The sequence below is a fragment of the Micromonospora sp. LOL_014 genome, assembly GCF_048060245.1.
Lineage (GTDB): Bacteria > Actinomycetota > Actinomycetes > Mycobacteriales > Micromonosporaceae > Micromonospora_E.
Genome location: NZ_JBHMIP010000009.1, coordinates 176,863 through 198,725, shown reverse-complemented (window position 1 = coordinate 198,725; position 21,863 = coordinate 176,863). Strand labels below are relative to the sequence as shown.

Below are 21,863 nucleotides of genomic sequence, written 5' to 3'. Positions count from 1 at the left end.
CGTTCAGCGTACCTCCACTTCGTACAACGAGTAGCCGTAGTCACCGGAGCGTCGGGTCGCGTACATCCGGACGAAACGACCGGGCGTCCCTCCGGCAGCGATGACGGCGTCACCGCCCTGGCCGCTGGCTGTGCTGTACACCGTCGTCCAGCTGTCTCCGTCGAGGGACACCTCGACGCGGTAGCTGACGGCGTACGACCTCTCCCAACGGAGGACGATCTCGTGAATCTGCCACTGGCCACCCAGGTCCACCGTCAACCACTGGACGTCGCTGAAGGCGCTGCCCCACCGGGTGGCGAGGTCACCGTCGACGGCGTTGGCCGCCGCCTGCACCGCGCCCTCGGCGCTGGAGGCGCTGACCGGTCGACCGAGAGCCAGGTTACGGCCGGTCGGGTTCGCGGCGGCCGGTACGGCGGCGCCGGTCGACGGTGGCTTCTCCGAGGCCGCGGCCTGGCCGCCCTGGGGCCGGGCGTCGGGCGTCCGGTCGGGCGGCGCGGGCTGTTGGCTGGAAACGGCTGAGGGGTACGGGGCACCTGTCGTCGCCGCCGCGCTGGCCCCGCTGGCTGCGGAGGCCGGGGCGGGGGGCGCCGCGTGGCTGGTCTGTGGTGTGGTAGCTGTCTGCCGGCGGGCGTCGGTACCTTCCGCCGCGTAGTTCGCCACCGCCACCGCCATCGCGACCGCCGCCGCAGCTACCAACGCACCGACCCTCACTCGTCGGCGGCCGGTCGGCCGGCGCGCCGGCACCGGGGAGGTTTCCGGCGCGGTGTCGCGCTCGCCGGCGGCCGGTGGCTCCGGTTCAAGCGACCGGTCCAGCAGCATGGCGATGAGTTCCTGGGCTGTCGGCCGGTCGACCGGTTCCTTCGACAGCGCGCGTGACAACGGCTCCCGCAACGAGGCGGGTATCCCGTCGAGGTTCGGCGGCTGGGTCAGGATGCGCCCCGCTGTCGCGGATGGGGAGTCGCCGTGGAACGGTGTACGTCCCGTGCCGGCGTAGGCGATCACGCAGCCCCACGCGAAGATGTCCGCCGCAGCGGTCACCGGGGTGCCCGGTTCCCCGGAGAATCGTTCGGGTGCCATGTACGCCACCGTGCCGACCATGACGTCCGGTCGAGTGTGCGCGCTGGTCGCGTCGGCCGGCCGGGCGATGCCGAAGTCGATCACCTTGGGGCTGCCTGGCGGCAGCAGGACGTTGTCCGGTTTGAGGTCGCGGTGGACGACGCCAGCGCCGTGGATGCCAGCCAGCGCGGTCGCGACCCCCACCGCCAGCGAGTGCAGGGCTCCGCCCTGCATCGGCCCGCGCTCGAGGACCACTTCCTCCAGGCTCGGCCCGTCGACGTATTCGACGACCAGGTACGGCGGGTCGTGGTCGAGGTTGGCGTCGACGAACTCCGCGGTGCAGAACGGAGGCACCTGCCGTGCCCGTTCGACTTCGCTGCGGAACCGGCCGATGAATTCCAGATCGGACGCGAGGGCGGCGTGGATCAACTTTACCGCCACGTAGGTGCCGTCGTCACGCTCAGCAAGGTACACGACACCCATTCCGCCCACGCCGAGTCGACCGACGAGCAGGTAGTTGTCCAACCGCTCGGGATCGGTCGAGCTCAGCGGGCTCACGCGGTACGCAGTGTCCACAACGCCTCTTTCAACCTGGTCGCGACCGTGCGCGACCGGACAATGTCGTCTACCTCCGGTATATCAGGTATTCAGCCAATCCTGCCGAACCGCGTCCTGCACCGCGTCGGGCGGCGGCCGTAGGTGGACTCACGGCGCGCCTTCGCCGCGCGCCGTGCGCCCACAGCTGCCCGGCCGACCTGACCGGGAACCGTCCTGATCGGATCATCTGGCCGGGGTCAGATCGTTCCCGGCAGGATGGCGAACCGGGTGCCCGCAGCGCCGAGAGGTGTCCGGCGACCGGCGGTCGCCCACTGCTCGACGCTGCGGTACAGGGAGTTCAGCGCGAGATCGTCGAACGGTCCGCGCCCGCGGGTCGGCTCGTCGGCAGACAGTTCCCGCAGCAGTACGCGGCCGGGTTCGGCATCGATCGGCTCCGTCGCCTCCAGCACCTTGAAGCGGGTGCCGGGCAGGAAGAGCACCCGGGCCTCGACCCGCTGGTCGTCCGCCGGCTCCAACAGTTGGGTACGGCGGGCCGTCATCGACCAGACCAGCACGTCCACCGCGCCGGGCAGGGACACCGGCGGCTCGACCAACGCGTGCGTGAACGCCCAGTTCGTCAGCACACCCCTGGCCCGTATCTCGGCGAAGGCGTCCCCGGTGAGCGTGGCCGTGGCGCAGGTCGCTCCCCGGTGCGACGGCAACCGGCTGACTCCAGCGGCGACGCAGCGTGCGAACGAGACCGCCCCGCCACTGTCTCCCTTCCGCAGGGCGTCGTCCACGTCAATCCCGTACCCGGACAGATACAGACGAACGGCGACCGCGTCGGTCAGCGCGTCGTCGTACGGGTGCAGCCGGGGGTGTTCGGACAAGATCCGGGCGACCGTGCTGGCGGCGGCGTCGAACTGCGGGCCGAAGCGTTCGCGGAGCCAGGTCCGCTCGACGTCGAGGCCACGCGAGGTGGGCAGGCCCGATGCCTGCGGCGCCGGGGGTGTCTGGAAGAGCACGGCGGGCCGGGCGAGGGTGGCCGTCCCGATTGGCGCGACAGCGTCGGTACCGGCTATCCCGGACGGCGCCGCACCGCTATCACCCGGCCCAGGCGGCGCACCAGCGGTGCCACCGCCTGGTCGCGCCTCCGTGGGTGCCGCTTCCGTGGCCGCCAGGGAACTGCCGTCGGCGGCGGATTCGACGGGAACCGGGGGTGGCAGGCGGAGCACGGGTGCCGCGACGATGGTCCGGGTGGGAGCATCGCCGGAGCTGGTCTGGGTCCAGAGCGGCGTGTCGACGGTGACGCCCGGCTCGCCGCCCGCAGCACCGCTGGCGGCGGGTCGCGGGCTGTTGCGGGCGACCATCGGCCCCGCCGCACCCGCCGGCTCCGGCGCGGTCCGGCCGCTGGCCGGGGCGGTCGGACTCAGCCGTCCACCGGCCGGACGAGCCGACCCGGAACCGAGCAGGGTGGCACCGAGGGTCGTCGGAGCGTTCGTCTCGACCGGTAGTGCAGCGGTTTCGGTCTCGTTCAAGGCGAGATCCGCCGTGGTGAAGCGGTAGGTGAGCCCGTCCTCATCGACCACGGCGGCGGAGGGGCCGCGCCCGCTCACCGCTACGGCCGAGGCGAGTTGAAGCGCACTGCGGGCGCGGGTGGCCGGATCCAGCCGGGCGGCCAGGTCCTCGGCGAGTTCGCGTAGGCGGGCGACCCGGGACGGATCGGCGTCGTCGACGATCAGGGCGTGGCTCGCCGGGTCGGCTGGGCGGGCACGGATCCGGCCGGCGTGCCGTGGCTCGTCGGTGGCGCGGACCCAGAGCCCGGACTGGACGACCTCCACGACCGCGTCGTCCGCGTACCGGAACGTGCGGGGACCGACGGGGGTGCCGAGCAGTGCTGGCGCCTCGTGGTACATGATGCGCGCCGGCGCGGCCGGCCCGGCCGGTCGGCTCCGTGGACGGTAGCCGAGTTCGTGGACGAGCAGTCGCCAACCGAGCCGGCCGTCCCGGGTCACGGTGTGCATCTGACGCCGTTCCGGTCGGCCCACAGGTATGCCGGTGAAGCACGCGACCGGTGTCTCCAGCAGGTCGGCCAGCCGTTGGCCGATCGACTCGCCGACGGGGACCTGGACCGGGCCGTACTGGACGAACCGCGCGTACGGTCGGTGCGTGGGCGCGAGCCCGCGCCAGAAGCGGGCAATGTCGTCGAGGGCCAGGGGCGGCGTGCCGGGACAGCCCAGGACCACTGTCATCGCCTGCCGCTGACAGGGCACCGAGGCGACCAGCCATCGCCAGCGCTCGCTGACCACGAGCGCGTCCCGGGTGTCCCGAAGCCACACCCCGGCGGGGATGGGCTCGGCCGCGCCGACCGCGCTGGTCGTCGAGAACTCGGCGGCACCGTCGTCCCAGGGCGGGGCGGGATACCGCTTTGACTGCCTCATCGGTGGACGTCCGGGTCGGTAGCGCACCCAACCGCTGGCCTGCCCCGAATGGGCGAAAAGGGTACCGTCCGACCCCCGGAACACACGCCCGTGCGGGGTGACGACCGTACGGCGCAGCCGGTCGCAAAGCCACTGGGCGGCGAGAGCGGCGGTGTCCTGGTTCGTGCCGCAGACCACGAGCCGGATACCGCGTCGACGCCACCGCAGCGTCGCGGCCACCGACTTCCAGATTCCCACCGGAAGATCGTCGTGCAGGTCGAGGACGACGATCTCGTTGTCGGGATCGTCGGCGATTGCCATCGCCACCGCCCGAGCCGACGAACTGATCCGTTCCCGGGCATGCAGAACCAGAGCGTTTCCGACGGTGTGCCGGAAGACCGTGACCGACGGCTGCCCGCGCAGAGAGCCAACGACGTCCACTCGGCTGCCTCTTCCTCGCAGCGCGCGGCGACCAGCCGGCTGCGATGATCGGGACCGGCGGGCCGGCAAGGCCCCACCCGGTCAGTGCACGTTGATCTCGATCGCGCCCATCTTTTCCCCCGCGAGCGCGGCGGCGTTCGCTCCGGCGGCCCTGATCGACTGGACGATCGCATCCTGCAGACCGGTCAGGTCACGCCTGTCGAAGACCGCTGGGCTGACCCGGACCGCTTTGACCTGGCCGAGGCCGCTGGCCAGCACCACGACCGTGCCGTCGACGGAACGACCGGTCACGAGTGCCTGCCCGAGCTCGGCCTGCGCGGCGCGCATCCGCTGCTCGAACGCCCGGCCCGCCGCGACCATGTCCTCGAGGGTGGGCCGCTGCTGCTGCGGTTCCGACATGATGACTCCTCTCAGCCGACCGCCGCGAGGCCGCCGGAACGGCGGGCGCTCAGGGCGTCCGGGTGGTGGCGGGCGGCCAGTCCGTGCAGGTCGGCCAGCGCGAGGGTACGGGACCCGGTGGCCCGGGTCAGTGCTCGCGAGAGCTGGTGGGCGGCGTGGACCGTACGGTCCGGAAGTCGTTCGACGAGCCCGGTCAGCGCGGCCCGTACGTCCTCGGGGACGTGGTGTCCGTGTCGCACGAGGTGCCGTACGACGATCTCGGCGAGTTCGGCGACGTCGTACTCGGGGATCGTCCACCGTTCACCGAACACGTCGGCGAGGCCGGGCAGCGCCGCGCCGAGGCGGGCTAGCGCCGACGGTTCACCGAGCAGGACCACCACGGGGTCGCCGAGGCTGGACCGCAGCTGCGCGACCAGCGACTCGACGGTCTCCTGGCCGTCGTCGAAATAGTCGACCACCAGCGTGCCCCCGGCGGCGTCGTGCAGCGCGGCCTGAGCCAGACTCATCGCCTGTCCGGGCCATTGCGGTGCCAGCTGGTCGGCGGTGGACACCCGTACCAGGTGTCCGACCGGTACCAGACCCAACTCGGACAGCCCGGCGGCGTAGTGGCGGGCGATCTCGCCGCGACCGCTGCCGGACGGGCCGGCGAGCAGGACGTTGCCGTGCCGCCCCGGTGCCCGGCGACGGTTGCGCAGTTCGCAGAGACGCAGCAGGGTCGCACCGACCGCGTCGCGGACCTCGGAGGCGCCGACCAGCCCGCAGATCCGCCGCCAGGTCTGTGATCTGTCGACGGCACCGGCCGGGTCGCTGCTCGCGTCGGCCGGCTCGCGCTGCTCGACCGGCAGCTCCTCCAACAGTTGCAGCTCGGCGGCGAGGTCGTCGGCGACCAGCCGGTTGAGTTCGGTGTCCTTCGTCGGCGGCGTCATGGCGAGCCGGGACGCCTGATTGTTGATCATCGCCTCGAAGAGTTTGCGGGCGACTCGGCCGTTGCCGAACGTGGCGTTCCTCGGCACCCGCTCGAAGTACGTTGTCAGGGCGTCGATCGCGTCGTCGGTCAGTTCGTAGTAGTGCTTGCGGCACAGGTTCGAGGTGATGGTGACCAGTTCCTCGACCGAGTAGTTCGGGAACTCGATCGTCCGGGTGAACCGGGAGGCGAGCCCAGGGTTCGAGGCGAGGAAGCTCTCCATGAGTTCCGAGTACCCCGCGACGATCACCACCAAGTCGTCACGGTGGTCCTCCATGATCTTCATCAGAGCGTCGATGGCCTCCTGGCCGAAGTCCGGGCCGGAGCCGCCGGAGCCGGCCGACAAGGTGTACGCCTCGTCGATGAAGAGCACTCCGCCGATCGCCTTCGTCACCAGCTCGGTGGTCTTGATCGCCGTCGAGCCGATGTACTGGCCGACCAGATCCGCCCTGGCCGCCTCGATCATGTGCCCCTTGGCGAGGATGCCCAGCTCCGCCAGGACCGAACCGTAGAGTCGGGCGACCGTGGTCTTGCCGGTGCCGGGTGGGCCGGCGAAGACCAGATGCCGACTCATCGGCGGCATCGGCAGGCCCATCTGTTGCCGGACCTGCGCCATCCGGATCAGATTGATCAGCGCGTTGACCTCCTGCTTCACCCCGCGCAGGCCGATCAACCCGTTGAGCTCGCGGAGCGGTCCGCTCAGCTCTCCCGCCATCGCCGGCTCCTGCCCGGCCGGGTCGGCCGACCGCTCGGCGGCGTTCCCGGCCGGGGGCGCCGACGGCGAGACGCCAGCCATGTCCCTGGCCGCCCCGTCCGTGGTCAGCGACATCACGGCCACCTGCGCATCGGCGACCCGGCGGAGATCCTCGTCGCCGCTGCCCCGAACCACACACCGGGTGATCGACACCGGGTCGGCGGTCTCCACCTCGATCCCGGCCGCACCGCTGCCCAGCACCTCGCAATCAGTGAAGCTGCCTTCAGAGCCGCGTTCGAGCCGGATACCCGCCCGACGGGCACCGCGCACCCGGACCTGGCTCGCGGTCACCGTGCCGGCCGCACCCACCCACAGACCATCGCCGCTGGCGCCTACCAGCTCGGTGTCGCGCAGCCGCAGATCCCCGCTGCCGGTCACTTGGAGTCCCGCGCCACGCAGCTCGGCCGACTGCAGGGAGAGAACGCACGAGGAACCGACCGCCACAGCGCTGGACGCCGTACCGGTGAACCGTGCCTCGCGGATCGTCGCCCGAGCCGACTCGCGAAGCTCGAGGGCGTTGGCACCGCTGGCGTCGATCGTAAGGTCCACGCCGTTGACCTCGGCTCCGTCGCGCACCAGCAGTCCGACGCCAGCGGCAACGGTGGCGCGTAGCCGGCGCACGGTCATCGACGCTCCGTCCGCGACGACCACGGCGTGCTCGCTGCTGCCCCGCACCGTCATCGTCTCGAAGCTCGGTGCGCTGTTCGACTCGACGGTCACGCCGACCGGGGACTCGGCGAAGATGCAGTCCTTGAACACCGGTCTGGCCTCGCCGGTGACATGCGCGGCGCTTCGTCCCGCCGGGCCGAACGAACAGTGCTCGAACCTCGGTGCGGCGCCACCGGCTATGTGCACGGCCTGCAGGGCCGCGCCGGTGAAATGGGAGTGGGTGACGAGCACGTCGACCTCGCCGCGGATGAAAACGTCGACGTTGCTGCTCCGCTCGACGCGGAGTCCGCTGATCCGAGCCTGGCCCCGCTGCTCCACAACCAGCGCGGGTTTTCCGGCCCCGACGATGTCGAACCGCTCGACGATGATCCGTCCGTCGCCGTTGACACAGACGCTGTTCGCCCCCGTGCGCTCCGCACGGCAACGGCGCAGGGTCACCGAACCCTGGTCGCTGACCACGATGCCGGAGGTGGCAACGTCCCGGACCACGGTGTCCTCGACCGTGCTGGGGCGCGGCGAGGTGACCACGATCCCGGCCCCTGCGGCGGAGGTGATCTCGCAGTGGCGAAGCGCCAGCGAACCTTCCAGCCGGGCCAGCAGGGTCACCCAGGCAGCTCCGTCGATACGGCAGTCGTCCAACGCCGCCTCTCCGGAGTAGACGTCGACCGCAGCCAGCTTGGGGTCGCCGCTCGACAGTGAGATGCCGCGTAGATGGGCCCCTTCACCATGGATCGCGAGAACGCTACCCTCCTCCACCGCGACCTCGACCCGGCCGCCCTGTTCGGCGACGATCGTGATCCGGTTGCCGACGACCAGCTTCTCGACGTACCGCCCGGCGTGCACCATGATGGTGGCACCCGGCTCGGCGCGGGCAATAGCCGCGCCGATCGTCGGGAGCGCGCCGGGCCGGCTGCCCCCGACCGTCAGGACCTGTCGACTCATCGCCAGGTCACCTCCCCTCTTCGGACGGTGGCCGCAGGAGACCGGGCAGGGTGCCGAAGCGACCGGTCGACGCCTGGCCGACTCGTCTGCGGCCGTCGGTGCTGTTCCATCGCTCGAGGCTGCGGCGCATCGACGTGACGGCAAGTTCGTCGAGCGACATCCGGTTCGGGTCGACGCGGCCGTTCTCGTCGACCTCGTTGGTACCGAGCTCACGCAGCAGGATGCTGCCGCGATGCCCCCCACCCGGCTCCCTCAGCTCAAGAATCCTGAAGTGGCTGCCGGGCAGGAAGACGACCCGGTCGTCGACGTGGTCGTCGCCCTCCGGCTCCAACAACGCGGTACGGCGGGCGGTCATCGACCAGATCAGCAAATCGGTGTCGCCGTTCTGCCCGGCGCAGGGCGCGGTCAGCATCGTGACGAAGCTCCAGTCACTGACGATGTTCCGCTCGCGGTACATCGCCCATTCCTCGGCGAGCGGGCTCAACCGGGCGATGGTGCTGCCGCGGAAGGACGGCAACCGGGACAGCCCGGAGACGGCGCAGCGGGCGAACGGCACGTGCGGACCGTTCGCGCCGGTACGCAGGCCGGCGTCGACGCCCGCCCCCCGGGCAGCGAGAAACAGCCGGGCCGCGACGGAGTCGACGAGAACGTCGTCCGGGGTGCCGGCGCCACCGGACTTCATACCGGGATGCTCCGACATGATGCGCGAGACCGAGCTGGCCATGACGTCGAAGTCCCGGCTCAACGAACGACGCAGCCAGGCCCGTTCCTCGGCGATGCCGCGCCGGGGCAGCAAAGCCGCAGAGTCCGCCCCCGCCACGGGTTGCAGCCGGATAACGGGGGGCGCCGACACCGGGGCGGATTCCTCCGCGTCGGCCAGCCGCACCGCGGTGGTGACGGGTGAGTCCACCCGGGCGGCATCCGGTGCCCGTACGGACCCGTCAACACCGGCAGGCCCGTCAACACCATCGGACCCGTCAACGCCAGCAGGCCCGACACCCGGATCGGGTACGTCGATCGACGACTCGGTCGGTATCTGGATCGGAGCTGGTGGGGGCGGTGGGGAAAGGTCGATCGCCGGGGTCCCCGACGGCTGGTCCGGCGCAGCTGGTCGCGGCGCGCCGGACACCTCGGCGACCGGCTCGAGCGCTGACGGGGTACCCGACCCGACACGCTCCTCGGCCGGCAGGGCGGGCGAGGCGACGAGCGGCTCCGGCATCGGCCGGGCAATCCGCCGAGTCGGCGACGTCGGCAGTGCGCATCCCAGGGCGGCCTCCACCACCGATGGCGCCGATTCCGGGGCGGCCTCCACCACCGACGGCGCGGCACCCGAAGCAGCTTCCGCCGGCGGCGACGCGACCACAGCTTCCGGCGGCGGCGCGATCGCGACCACGGTGGTCACCGCGATCGGGTGCGGCCGGGGAGCGATCACCGTCGGTTCCGCACCGCTCGGCTGCCGATCGCCCGGCCGGTCCGGTGCCGACGTCAGAACCGCCTGGGCACGGCCGGCCGGCCGGAGCTCCGGCACCAGCACGGACGCCGCCACCAGGTCGGTGACCTGGCCCAGGTTCCCGTCGACCCGAGCGGTCAGATCCTCGGCCAGCTCACGCATCCGGGCCGCCTGACCCGCCTCGGTGTCGTCGAACACCATCATCGCGCTCGCGGGGTCGAGCGCCGATCCTCGAATCCGTTCCGCGTTGCCCGGCTCGTCCACCGGGCGGATCCACAGCCCGGCCTCGACCACCTCGACGACGGCATCCGGCGCGTACCAGTAGACCCGGGGACCGATCTCCTCGGCGTCGGGTAGCGGTCCGCGGTGGCTCAGCACGACAGGACGGCGGGCGCGTGAGTTCGGATGCGCCCGAGGCACATAGCCGAGCTCCAGAGCGTACGGTGGCCAGCCGAGCACGCCATCGGCGCGTACAGTCCGGATCTCGACCTTGCCGGGAGCACCGATCGGGACTCCCGAGTAGCAGACGACGTTGGTGCCCAGCAGATCGGCGAGAGTCTGGCCGAACGATTCACCGGCTGGCATCCGCACGTCGCCGTACCGGACGAAACGGGTGCGGAGTTGACTCTCCACGTCCAGCTCGCGCCAGAACCTGACGACGTCGTCGAGTGCCAGCGGCGCGGTACCCGGGCAGCCCAGAAGCACGGTCATCGTTTCCGGCTGGCACGGCACGTCGACGACGAGGCGACGGCGGTGCTCGTCGGTGACCTGCGGGACGCGGACATCGTGGATCCACACCCCGCCGGGCAGCGGCTCGATCTCCCCCGTCGAACTGGACGGCCGGCGCTCGGTCGCGGCAGCGTCCCACGACGGGGTCGGATAGCGTTTGGAATCCCAGGCCGGTGGCTTACCGGGGCGGAAGCGTACCCAGCCGCTACCAGGTTTGGAATGGATGAACAGCGCCCCCGCCGCGCCACGGACGAGGTCGCCGTCCGGTGCGATGACCGTACGGTTGAGCCGCTCGGACAGCCACTGCCCGGCCATCGCCGCCGTATCGTGCCGTTGCCCGCAGGTGACCAGTCGGATCCCGCGACGGCGGCGCGGCAGCACCCCCGCCATCGACTCCCACGAGTTGATCGACATTCCGCTGCCGAGGTCGAGAATCACCACGTCGTTGTCGGCGTCCGCCACGACCGAAAGTGCGAGATCCTGTGCCTCGCCGCTGATCTCGTCGCAGTGGTGCAGGACGAGCGCGTTGCCGACGGTGTGCCGCGCCACGTCACCGGGGTCGGATCGTCCGCCGCGCAACAGGTCTCTGATGGATGCCATGGACAGCTACCCCCTTGCCAGACTGAGGACGCCGGTACGGCTGAGCGCGGGCCCCTGGGGCAGGGCAGCCAGCAGCTCTCTCGGAAACGGGACGGCGGTCGCCGTACCGAGTCTGAGCGCGGCGAGCGTGTCCGAGCCGACGAGCCGGTGGGTCACGCCGTTGTCCGAAATCAGGGTGACCTCCGTACCCCCGTCGGCAGGAGGGTTCGGGGTCACCGTCATGCCGGACCCCGGCTCGACCAGCACGGTGGTCTCGCCGTCGGCACCGACCGCGGCCCAGCGCCGTTCGGTGAGGACGACTTCGCTGGTCACAGCCTCCGCACCGATCGGTCGTTGCCGTACGCAGAGCACCTGGTCGCCCGGGTCGTGCCAGTGATGACCGGTCAGGTCGGGCAGCCGCCCGGTCAGCGTCCGGTCAGCGGAGCGGGGGGCCGAGGCGACGGTGGCCGCGTCGAGCTCCACCGCGGTGTCGCCGCCGCTGACCGTGGCGAGGACGAACTCCATCCGGTCGATCGGGGCCAGCCCGTCGGTACGGAGCACGAAGAGCTGTTCCTCGCCAGCGGCCGGACGCTGCCGGAAGAGGGTGCCTATCTGGTAGGCCCGGCCGCCGACCCGCAGGCCGGATCGCCCGGCACCGGGGATTTTCGCCGGCCCGAGGGTGACTCCGGTCGGCAGCCAGTCGAGCCACTCCGTCGGTGCCATCGGCACCCGGGCGTTCGTGGCACCGAGCGCGACCAGCACCGAGTCGTCCTGCACCGGAAACTTGTAGAAGTCGGCGAGCAGGTACAGCCCGCCCCTCGCGTCACGTACCAGCGCGAAGGTCCGCTCGGCCAGCGGTGTGGCCGGGGCGTGCGGGTCGAGGTTGACGCCGAGTCGCGAGCCAGGCTGGTCCACCACCGAGCCGGGCAGGCAGGCGAGCCAGGGACCAGCCGCCAGGGCGGCCGCGTCGGGTACGGTCTGCGGCGCGTCGGGGATACCGATCTCCGGCCCACGCGGCAGGTCCTTCAGCGAGTTCCCGGAGATCAGCTTCACCGTAGCCGATGGACCCTGCAGTAGCAGGGCGGAGGTCAGGTTCGCCGTCGGGTACAGCACGCCGGCCCGGTAGACGTACCGCGTCCCGCTCTCCTTCTCCACCAGGATCACGCCTGCCTGCAGGTACGCCTTGCTGCCGCCGGGCACGATCCAGCCGTACACGGCGAGTCCACCGCCGATCAACAGGACCAGAATGACCCCGATCACCAGTCCGGTCAGGGCCCGTTGACCTGGGACGCGCGCGCTGGTCGGATCCCCTTCGACGAGGGCCGAGCTGAGTCGCCCCATCATGAAGGTGTGGGCGTGGACGTGGTCGCGTTGGGTCTGCACGGCGGTTACCCGAACAGTCCGCGGGCCCTGGCGTAGATCCCGAGGATCTGCGCCAGGACCGGAAGTACGGCGACACCGGTGGTGACGTCGAAGAAGGTCGCCGAGTACTCCCAGAACGGCAGCATACGCCGGGGCCAGGGACGCAACGCCGCCATCACCAGCGGCACCACCAGCACGACAAGCGAGCCGAGCAGGACCCAGAGCCCTGCCGGCGACAGCATCTCGGAGAGCTTCACGACGACCATGAGGTAGCCGACGGTACCGGCGACGACGAGGGCGATCCGTTGCCAGACGCCGAAAAAGGTACGCGAGCGCAACAGGATTGCACTCGCGACCACCAGCACGAAGGTCCAGCCAGCCCACCCGTTCTGGCGCATCGTGAGGTGGAACAGCACAGGCAGGACGACCGCCGAAGCGATCAACGCCACGGCGAGGTACGTGTCCGCGTCACCGGTACGCCCCCGGACCAGGCCGGGCGGGGCGGGCTCGATGTCGTAGGACATGTCTTCGCTGCTCTTCGGCAGCTGCGGGCCACGCAGCCGGGCGAGCTTCACGGCGATCCTAGGGGCCAGCACGATCAGGGCGAAGATCATCGTGACCGCCGTGGCCGCAGTACGTGGCACGCTCATGCCGCTGACCGCGCCCAGCAGCATGACCAGTACGGTGGCCAGACCCACCAGCCCGGCGGCGAGGACGGGACGGACCGGCAGGGACGGGGCGAAGGTCCGCTGGGCGACGAGCAGGAGCGCGGCGACTGTCGACAGGGCCACTGCGGCGGCAAGACCGGCTCCGGCGGACACCGCGAGATGACCCGGCGTGTCGTCGACCGCCCTCGAGGCGGCCAGGGCGGTGAAGCCGGCGGCGACGGCGCCAAAGAGCAGGGAGAACGCGCCGTCGGCCAGGCGCCGGCCACAGATCAGCGCAGCGGTGGTGAGCATCGCGCCGAGCACGCCCGCCGCGACCACCTGCGGCAGTTGCTGGTCGTGTCTGGTCAGCACCACGGCGGTGGCGGCCATCCCGACGGCCGCCAACGCCAGGAACAGGTTCCGGCGGTATTCGGGCTGCCATCGGTCGTCACGGCGGTTGACGGCGATGGCCACCCCGTCGGCGAGGTCGTCGAAATCGAGCTCGGGCAGGGGACTCTCGGCCGGCCGTAGGTGCAGCTCCTCTCCTTCCAACCAGTCGAGACTCTCCGGCGTACCGGTCAGTTCGAAGGGTGCCTGTCCGAGGCGCTGCAGGACCCATGCCCCTCCTGCGGTGCCCGCCTTGACGAGGTAGCCGGTGTCGGTGGTCCGCTCGACCAGCAGGGGCAACAGGGCGGCCACCGTGGTGGTGACCGGAATCGCCAGGTCGACTCGGCGAGCCGGGCCGATCACGGTGATCCGGCAGAGGTCGACGTTGAGTGTCGCGGTCACCCGTGCATCCCTTTCATATGACGTGGCCCGTCTGGATCAGCTTCACGCCGCGACGGGTGACCAACTGGGCACGCCCGGGCGGCAGGCGACGGGGAGCCGCCTCACCAAGGAACTTGCCCTCTTCCTTCGGATAGGACAGCAGGGTCGCCGGTGTACCCAGCTCCCACATGCGGCGAAGGACCGGGTCCATCATGGCTCGGATCGCGCCGGAGGTACTGCGGGCGATCACCAAATGAAGTCCGATATAGACCCCCTGGGCCAGCAGCGGCAGTACCGGGTCGAGGACCGATCCCGGCCCCGATGACCGGGTCATCAGGTCGTAGTCGTCGACAATCAGGAACAGCTCCGGACCTTCCCACCAGTCCCGGCGGCGCATCCGTTCGGAGGAGACGTCCGGGCCGGGTACCCGCCGGTCCATCGACACCGTGGTCTGTCCGGCCAGCTCGTAGAGCTTGTCTCCGGTGAAACCGAACCCGACCTGGTACTCGGGGGTGATCGCGGTGTCGAGATCCCGGCGCGAGTCGCCGAGGACGACCTTCGCCCCGGACGGCGGGTAGTGCTGCTGGATGGCCCGTAGCACCAGCCGGAGCATGTTCGACTTGCCGGTCTCGTTGTCTCCGAACACCAACAGGTGCGGGGTGACCAGGAAGTCGTGCCAGACCGGGGCGAGCCGCTGCTCGTCCAGTCCGAGGCAGATCCTGAAGCTCGGCTCGGGTGCCGGCAGATTCTCCGCCGGAAGCTGGGTGGGGAGCATCCGTACGCCCGGCACGGGCGGGCCGGACCAGAAGGTGGCGATTTCCTCCACCGCCGACTTGGTCGCCTCGGCGAGGTCGTCCGCTCTCGATACGCCGTCCATGCGGGGAAGCGCGGCGAGGAAGTGCAGTCCGTTGTTGGTCAGGCCGCGCCCCGGCAGGTTCGGCACGGTCGCCGCCTTACGCGAACCCACCTCCGACTCCATGGAGTCAGCGAGCCGAAGCTCCAACCGGGTGCCGAGCAGGTCCCGCAGCCAGGTACGCATCTCGGACCACCGGGTGGCGGAGACGATGACATGGATGCCGTAGGAGAGCCCACGCGAGGCCAGTTCCTGGAACTTCGGTTCCAGGTCGGCGAAGTCCTGCTTCATCGTGTACCAGCCGTCGACGACCAGGAACACATGCCCGTACGGGTCGTCGATCTCACCACGGGCGCGAGCCGCCAGGTAGGTGGTCACCGAGTCGAGCCCGCGCTTGGCGAACTCGTACTCCCGGCGCTCCATGACCTGCGAGACCTCCTCGATGGTACGGACCACCCGGTCTCGCTCCATCCGGGACGCGATGGAGCCGATGTGCGGCAGCCCGGCGATGGAGGCGAGGCCACCGCCGCCGAAGTCGAGCCCGTAGAACTGCACCTCGTGTGGGGTGTTGGTGAAAGCCAGGGCGAGGATGACGCTGCGCAGCAGGGCGGACTTGCCGCTCTGTGGCGCACCGGCGATGCCGATGTGCCCGTCCGCGCCGCCGAGATCGATCGTGAGCAGGTCGCGTACCTGGTCGGCGGGCCGGTCGACGATGCCGGCCGGAACCCGCAGCCGCCCCTGGGCACCCGGGTCGTCGACCGTCATCCCGCGCCGCGGATCCGGCACGACGCTGGGTAGGAGCGTGTCCAGGCTGGGCGCGACGGACAGCGGCGGCAACCAGACCTGCCGGGCCGGCGGACCGGCGCCGGCGAGCCGGTCGAGCAGGACGTCGGCGAGACTCGGACCAGTCGCGGCCCCGGAGCCGGCCTCGACGGTCTCGGTTTCTTGGGCGGCTCCCGTTGCGGTGTCGTGCCCCGGCTCGGTCATCCGGGCCCGACCCGGATCGTGCCGGACATCGACCTGACCGGTGACGAACGGGACGACTTCGGCGGTCATCGGCCGTTCGTCTTCCGCCTCGTCGGCTCTGTCCCGTCCAACTCCGTGGTACGGCCCGGACACGTAGGCGGATTTGAACCGCACCAGGTTGGTGGTATCGATCTTGAGGTAGCCGTTGCCAGGCTCGGGCGGCAGCTCGTACGCCTTGCCGACGCCGATCACCGACCGCGACTCCATCGACGAGAAGGTACGCAGCGCCAGCCGGTACGACAGATGCCCCTCGACCCGGTTGATCCGGCCCTCGTCGAGGCGCTGCGAGGCCAGCAGCAGGTGCACGCCGAGTGACCGACCGAGCCGACCGATCGAGACGAAGAGATCCATGAACTCGCCCTTGCTGGACAGCAGCTCACTGAACTCGTCGACGACGATCAGCAGGACGGGGAACGGCACGAGGTGCGCACCAGCGGCGCGAGCCTTCTCGTAGTCGAACAGGGAGGCGTAGCCGCTGGAGCGCAGCAGTTCCTGACGCCGGGTCATCTCACCGTTGAGCGCGTCCTGCATCCGGTCGACGAGCGGCAGTTCGTCGGCGAGGTTGGTGATGACCGCCGACGTATGCGGCAGTTTCTCCATGCCGAGGAAGGTCGCGCCACCCTTGAAGTCGACCAGGACCAAGTTGAGGATCTCGGACGAGTGGGTGGCGGCCAAGGCGCAGACGAGGGTACGCAGCAGCTCGCTCTTGCCGGAGCCGGTCGCGCCGATCAGCAGGCCGTGCGGTCCCATCCCGCCCTGCGCGGACTCCTTGAGGTCCAGCTCGATCACCTCACCACTCTCGGTGACCCCGATCGGCACGGTCAGGCGGTTTCGCTGCGGAGCGTGGGTGCGCCACAGTGCCGCTACGTCGAAGGTCCTGGCGTCCCGGATGCCGAGCAGGGTGGTCAGTTCGAAGTCGCTTTCCAACGGCTCCTCAACCACGTCGAGGGTGCCGCTGGTCCGTTTCGGCGCGATGATTCTCGCCAACGCCTCGCATTCTGCGGCGGCCATCCCGTCCACCAGCGCGGTTCCGACGCTCTCCCCAGCGGGGAAGGTGACCCGGTCCGACTCCAGGGTGAGCCGTAGCACCTTGGGCCCGCCGGGCATCTGACCGGTCAGGTCGAGCAGCACCAGGTTGCGGATGCCCGCGCCGAGCAGCCGCGAGCTGTCGGGTAGGTCGGTCAGGTGAGCGACGACCACCACGAACGGCTCGGTGGACGATGGACGGGACTCCCGGTCGTGGTCGCCCCGGTCGGTGATCTCCGGCCCGAGCAGGTCGAGCAGCTCGTCGTGGTCGGCGGCGAACAGACGCACCGGCCCGGCGGCGTCGAAGGCGGTCGGATGGGCATTGTGCGGCAGCCACTTGATCCAGTCCCACTCCCCGCGGTGCACCTCCGGCGCGAGGACCGCCACCCGCAGTTCGTCCGGGGCGTGCAGGGTGGCCAGGGCCGCCACCATCGACCGGACCAGATCAATCGCCTTGTCCGCTTCGCCCTCGAACTCGACGCTGGTGAAGCTTCGCAGGCCGACCGAGGTCGGGATCCCGGACACCGTGCGGTACGCCTCGGAGAACCGTCGCAAGGAGATCGACGATAGTGGTTCCAGGTCCTCGATCGGTTTGGTCTGCGGAGGTAGGAACCGCAGCATCGCGTTCTGCCGGCCGAGCCCGATCCGGACCCGGCCGAAGTCGTCGTGGCCGGGGCGTCGTTCCCACAGTCGGCTGCTCATCGCTACCGACCACAGCCACTGCGGCTGCGGATGGTTCCACAAAACCGCCTGGCGCTGGTCCTCAGCCGCCTTCCGGGCCTGCCGACGGAGCTGGGCGATGTAGCGCAGGAAGTCCCGGCGTTCGCCACGCATCTGGCGCTTGCGCTCCGCAGCGGCCCGACCGATCTGCATGACGCCCATCAACAGCATGCCGACGGCCATCGCTCCGCCCATCACGTACATGACCGGCGCACGGCTGTAAAGGCCGAACATGGCCATCATCGCGCCCATGCCCAGGCCCATCGGCACGATCATGGCGAACGAGCGGAAGTCGAGCGGTGCCTCCTCCGCCATCAGCGGAGGCTCCTGCAGTTCCACCTCCCCGTCCGGATCCGCCGGCCCGGCCGCGCGCGGTGGCCTCTTGACAGTGATGGTGCTCATGCCAGCACTCCATAATGCCGGCGGCGACGGTCGCCGGACGATGTCAGGCCGGAGTGCCGTTGCCTCAGGACGCTCATCCGAGCCCCCCAGTTCCGCAACCGGTACCACCCCATGCCGCGTCGTCCTGGCGAAGCAGCCCGACCGCGTACCGGTCGGCGCGGCGCTCGGACGGGTACTCGTCGTCCCCGTCGCTCTCGCTGACTCCTCGGCGCCGGGTGGACTGGCGGGACTCGGACTGCTCCCGCTCTCGCCGCGCCGCCTCGTCCATTTCCCGCTGCCGCTGGCGCATCAGCTCCAGCCGTTCGGCGTTGGTGTAGTCCGGTCCCCCGCAACGCAACGGTCTGGCCTCAGGCTCCGGCGCCGCCGCTCGCCTCCGTCGCCAGGATTCCAGCGGCCTCGGCTCGACGTCGTCACGCATCTCTTGCCTCCATCTCACGCTCGGGTTCCGGACCGCGTAGCCACCAAATGCCGTCCGGGTCGGCCCAGTGCGACGGATCGGCTGCATCCTCCGCCGGCCGCACGACCGGTACCCGGTCGTCCGTTCTCTTCCGCTGGTCCAGGTCGGCGCGGGCCCAGACGACCTCGTCCTCCCGCAGCAGATCCGCGGCGTCCGGGCGGTCGACCGGCTCACGTTCCTCAGCCGTATTGACCACCGGAGGTACGCCGAAGGCGACTGGCGCGGCCGGTCGGTCCGCACCCGTCTGCCGGGCCGGCACCGCTGCGGGGCGCTGCCCGGCGACGGGTCCCGGCACGTCGGATACGGACGTCCCGGCCGACCCCGCCGGGTCGATCGGGCCGCTTGACTCGTCGCGGGGCGGTTCGACCGGTACGGTGCCCAACCCGGCACCGCCGGCCGTCGCTCCGCCGGGGGCCTGCGGGCCGGCGGGCAGGTCCGGCCCGACAGCGGCCCAGTCGTCGATGTCTCCCTCGACCAGTCCGGTGGCGTCCGGACGGTCCGGCTGGCCGTTGCCGCCCGACTGTGCTCCGGGTGACCCGGGTGCTCCCGGCATGGGCGGCACCCCACCGACCGGTCCGGAGTGGGCGCCGGGAGCGAAACCCGCGTCGGGCTGTCTGGACGACTGTGACGGCGTCGCGATCGGGGGCGGGGTCGAAAAGCCCGTCGAATTCGCGGGTGTTCCTTCGTCGCCCAGTCCGGCACCCCCGGCACTGGCCCCGGCAGGTGCGTCGGGTACGTCGACCGTACCGGTGGGCGGTCGCCAGTCCTGCAGGTCGCCGTCGACCAGCCCGGCCGAGTCCGGACGGTCCGGCACGCCGGAGCCACCCCCGGCACCCGCCCCCGGGGCACCCGGCGCTCCGGGCATCATCGGTGGCACAGCTCCTGGTGGAGCCGATCCTGGTGGAGCCGATCCTGGTGGAGCCGACCCTGGTGGAGCCGACCCCGCTGGCGGCTGTTCGTTCCCGGGCACCGGGCTGATTTCCGGGACCTGGTCGAGGCCGCCACCGCCCGGGCTGACTCCGCCGGGCGCGTCCGGAGCCGCCGACCCAGGTTCGCCGGGGGTCCAGTCCGACCGGTCACCGTCGACCAGCCCTGAGGAGTCCGGGCGGTCCGGTGCCGCTTCCCCGCCGCCGAGGCCGGGACCGGGCGCGCCAGGTGCGCCCGGCATCGGCCCGGGTGCCGGTGCACCGGGATTGGACGGGCTACCCGCAGGAGGCTCGACGACCGGTGGCTCGGACCCCGGAGCGGGAACCTCCGGCAAATCCACACCACCACCACCGGGGGCGGGAGCCGGCGGTGCGCCGCCGTTCGGCGGTTGGCTGCCGCCACCCGGCGCGGGGGTGTTCGGCACCGGAGTGACGACCGGTGGGACGACGGGCGGCACCACGCCGGAACCGCCGCCGCCGACCTGGCCAGGATCGGCATCCGGCGAGGTACCGGGTGGGGGAACCGCCGGGGCGTCGAACCCGGGTAGCCCGTCGCTCGGCGGCTCTATGACGACAGGGGCCGCTACGCCCGGGCCGCCACTGCCCACAGATCCGCCAACCGGACTGTCGGGAAGTGCCTCGGGTCCGGTGACCGGTGGACTCTCGACTGCAGGAGGTTCCGCCACCTCCGGTGGCGGCTCGACCGAGGGTGAAACGGGCGGCGGCTCTGTCGAGGGTGGAGCAGGTGGCTCCGTCTGGGGCAGAGTCGGAGGCACGGAGGGTGGCTCAGAGGGAGGCTGGGTCGGAGGTTCGGTGGGAGGTTGGGTCGGCGGTTCAGCCGGTGGTTCGGTCGGCGGCTCGGTCGGCGGCTCGGTCGGCGGCTCGACGGGTGGTTCCGTTGGTGGCAGGGTCGGCGGGCCGGTGGGCTCGGGAATGCTGTCCGGGCTGAGGCTGCCGTCTCCGCTGGGCGACACGACCTTCGGCACGGTCAGTACGTACTGGTCTGCCAGCGTCAGCGCGACCTCCAGCATCTGGTTGGTCATCGGGCGGGCGAACCGGGTCGAACTGATCGCAACGTTCCCGCCGTCCGTGTGGGCGACGTCGTCTTCGGAGGCCGCGGCGATCTTCGCCCACGCTTTGTCCAGATAGTCGAGCTGCTCCTGCGCCCAATGCAGGTAGTGTGAGTCCTTCATTAGCTGGTTCGGCAGGGTCGCCGAGCCGCTCATGCCAGCACCGCCACGCAGGCGCTCCGCCTGGTTGCCGAGGAACCTGGCGTAGTAGTCCATCTTCGCAAGGAAGGCATCGGCTGCGGTTCCCTGCCACGCCTTCTCTTCACCTGCGATCGCGTGCGACTGCACGCTGATGAAGGTTTCCAGCCACTCCAGGGTGTTGACCGCCTGCTGGAAAGCGCCGGCCGCGTCGGCGAGACTCTGTGCCCTCACCAGGGTGCTGGCGTAATCGGCTCCCGCGTCGGTTTCGAGTGCGGAACCCCCGTTCACCGCTGCCTTGATCCGCCGCCAGCCGGGAGGGTCGGACTGAGCCCACAGCTCCAGGTCGTTGATCGGCTCCGTCGCCGTCGTCAGTGGAGGAAACGTCGCCTTGGGGTCGGAGTGGTGCGCCCACTCCTTGTCGTCTTCATCGTCTGCCATCGACTATCCACACCTGTCCGCCATCGTGCCGTCCGCCACCGCGCGCCCCTGAAATCGGGGAGCGCGCCTACTCGTCGCCGCCCGTGTCCCCGGTCTTGGCACCATCAGTGGAGACCTGACCGAAGTCGCCGGTGTCCCCGAGGTACCCCCACGTGTCACCCATGTGTTGACCGAACTGCGCCTCGGTCATCTTGTTGAACTCTTCGGTTCGCTCCTCGAGGTCCTTGCCCGTGCGTTCGTTACCCTCTTCGGTACGCTCGTATGAGTTGGCCATCTGCAACAGGCTCTCGCGGAGCGAAAAAAGCGTCCGGTGCACCTGCACCAGCAGACCTTTGGTGTCACCTATCAGGCCGAGGTTATCGCCGCCGTTACCGGCGAGCTTCTGCCGCATCAGCTCCGCTTTGGCGAACTTGCCGGGCCGGATGTCGAGCTCGTCGAATCTGTTACCGGCGTCAAGCAGCATCCCGCCGCCTTCCCAGGCGATCTTGTCGATCTGATGCACGAAGTGCCGGATGGCCTCGGTGCTAACCTTGAGCTGACCATTCTTGTTGTCACCCCCGGTATAGGCCTTGACCTCTGGGGCATCGATGTCTCCGTCTATGTCGTACGAATCAGGCTCCTCGAAGTCATCCCAGGAGACATTGTCCTCGTTTGCGGCGGTAGCGTGGTATTCGTCGACGTGGTCGTCCCACTTGTCAAAATCGAGGATTTCACTCTCGTACCATTCGTAGGCAGCCTTCTCGTCCGCACTGTAGGTAGACCAGTCGATGGTGTCACTCAGGTAGGGGTAGCACTTTCCGTCATTCTCCGCCGCAATGTCGTCGTTGACCTTGTCAATGACCGCCTCGATCCATCCAGGTGGATGCTTGTTCGGGAATCCGTCAACTTCCCCGCTGTTGAACTTATCGAATATTCCCATTTGATCTGCGGCTGGCCGATTGGGCTTATCCCAATCCAGGGACGAACTGTAGGGTTTATCCCACTCCACGAGTAGCTCACCGTTTCCATCCCACATCATGACCATTTTCGTCGATCTCCTTTATTGTTTGGGTACGGGTCGGTCATTCCGGCGGCGAGCCGGCTGCCG

Annotated in this window: 10 protein-coding genes and 2 pseudogenes; all 12 read right to left on the bottom strand. The window is 70.3% G+C overall.

The genetic code is table 11. The features are described from left to right. Positions 1 to 3: 3 nt before the first annotated feature. Complete coding sequence (locus ACFHW1_RS10745; RefSeq protein WP_416551670.1) at positions 4 to 1,614, bottom strand: protein kinase domain-containing protein; 1,611 nt, start codon at positions 1,612 to 1,614, stop codon at positions 4 to 6. Positions 1,615 to 1,850: 236 nt separating this feature from the next. Further along, entirely contained in the window at positions 1,851 to 4,454 is a 2,604-nt protein-coding gene (locus ACFHW1_RS10740) for a hypothetical protein (RefSeq protein WP_416615317.1), read from the bottom strand. A gap of 81 nt (positions 4,455 to 4,535) precedes the next feature. Next, positions 4,536 to 4,853, bottom strand: a complete 318-nt coding sequence (locus tag ACFHW1_RS10735; protein ID WP_416551666.1) for a YbaB/EbfC family nucleoid-associated protein — start codon at positions 4,851 to 4,853, stop codon at positions 4,536 to 4,538. 11 nt (positions 4,854 to 4,864) lie between these two features. Beyond that, complete coding sequence (locus tag ACFHW1_RS10730) at positions 4,865 to 8,182, bottom strand: right-handed parallel beta-helix repeat-containing protein (protein WP_416551664.1); 3,318 nt, start codon at positions 8,180 to 8,182, stop codon at positions 4,865 to 4,867. A gap of 7 nt (positions 8,183 to 8,189) precedes the next feature. Next, positions 8,190 to 10,961: a hypothetical protein gene (locus ACFHW1_RS10725; protein ID WP_416569098.1), complete on the bottom strand. Its 2,772-nt coding sequence runs from the start codon at positions 10,959 to 10,961 to the stop codon at positions 8,190 to 8,192. A gap of 6 nt (positions 10,962 to 10,967) precedes the next feature. After that, entirely contained in the window at positions 10,968 to 12,323 is a 1,356-nt protein-coding gene (gene eccB / locus ACFHW1_RS10720) for a type VII secretion protein EccB (RefSeq protein WP_416569097.1), read from the bottom strand. 5 nt (positions 12,324 to 12,328) lie between these two features. After that, complete coding sequence (eccD, locus tag ACFHW1_RS10715; RefSeq protein ID WP_416569096.1) at positions 12,329 to 13,738, bottom strand: type VII secretion integral membrane protein EccD; 1,410 nt, start codon at positions 13,736 to 13,738, stop codon at positions 12,329 to 12,331. 13 nt (positions 13,739 to 13,751) lie between these two features. After that, positions 13,752 to 15,482, bottom strand: a pseudogene (gene eccCb / locus ACFHW1_RS10710) (type VII secretion protein EccCb); the annotation flags it as partial. A gap of 74 nt (positions 15,483 to 15,556) precedes the next feature. Continuing rightward, positions 15,557 to 17,744 (bottom strand): annotated as a pseudogene (gene eccCa, locus ACFHW1_RS10705) (type VII secretion protein EccCa); the annotation flags it as partial. Between the two features lie 73 nt (positions 17,745 to 17,817). Next, positions 17,818 to 18,162 carry a hypothetical protein gene (locus ACFHW1_RS10700; protein ID WP_416551656.1) on the bottom strand — a complete coding sequence of 115 codons (345 nt, stop codon included), beginning with the start codon at positions 18,160 to 18,162 and terminating at the stop codon, positions 17,818 to 17,820. Further along, complete coding sequence (locus ACFHW1_RS10695) at positions 18,155 to 20,776, bottom strand: hypothetical protein (RefSeq protein ID WP_416615316.1); 2,622 nt, start codon at positions 20,774 to 20,776, stop codon at positions 18,155 to 18,157. The genes ACFHW1_RS10700 and ACFHW1_RS10695 overlap by 8 nt, the downstream gene beginning before the upstream one ends. Before the next feature lie 67 nt (positions 20,777 to 20,843). Then, positions 20,844 to 21,800: a hypothetical protein gene (locus ACFHW1_RS10690; RefSeq protein WP_416615314.1), complete on the bottom strand. Its 957-nt coding sequence runs from the start codon at positions 21,798 to 21,800 to the stop codon at positions 20,844 to 20,846. Positions 21,801 to 21,863: the final 63 nt, after the last annotated feature.

Coding starts and splice junctions, on each gene's coding strand:
- ACFHW1_RS10695 (WP_416615316.1), bottom strand. CDS start 20,776: ATGGCAGACGATGAAGACGACAAGGAGTGGGCGCACCACTCCGACCCC.
- ACFHW1_RS10690 (WP_416615314.1), bottom strand. CDS start 21,800: ATGGTCATGATGTGGGATGGAAACGGTGAGCTACTCGTGGAGTGGGAT.
- ACFHW1_RS10735 (WP_416551666.1), bottom strand. CDS start 4,853: ATGTCGGAACCGCAGCAGCAGCGGCCCACCCTCGAGGACATGGTCGCG.
- ACFHW1_RS10700 (WP_416551656.1), bottom strand. CDS start 18,162: ATGCGTGACGACGTCGAGCCGAGGCCGCTGGAATCCTGGCGACGGAGG.
- ACFHW1_RS10725 (WP_416569098.1), bottom strand. CDS start 10,961: ATGGCATCCATCAGAGACCTGTTGCGCGGCGGACGATCCGACCCCGGT.
- ACFHW1_RS10730 (WP_416551664.1), bottom strand. CDS start 8,182: ATGAGTCGACAGGTCCTGACGGTCGGGGGCAGCCGGCCCGGCGCGCTC.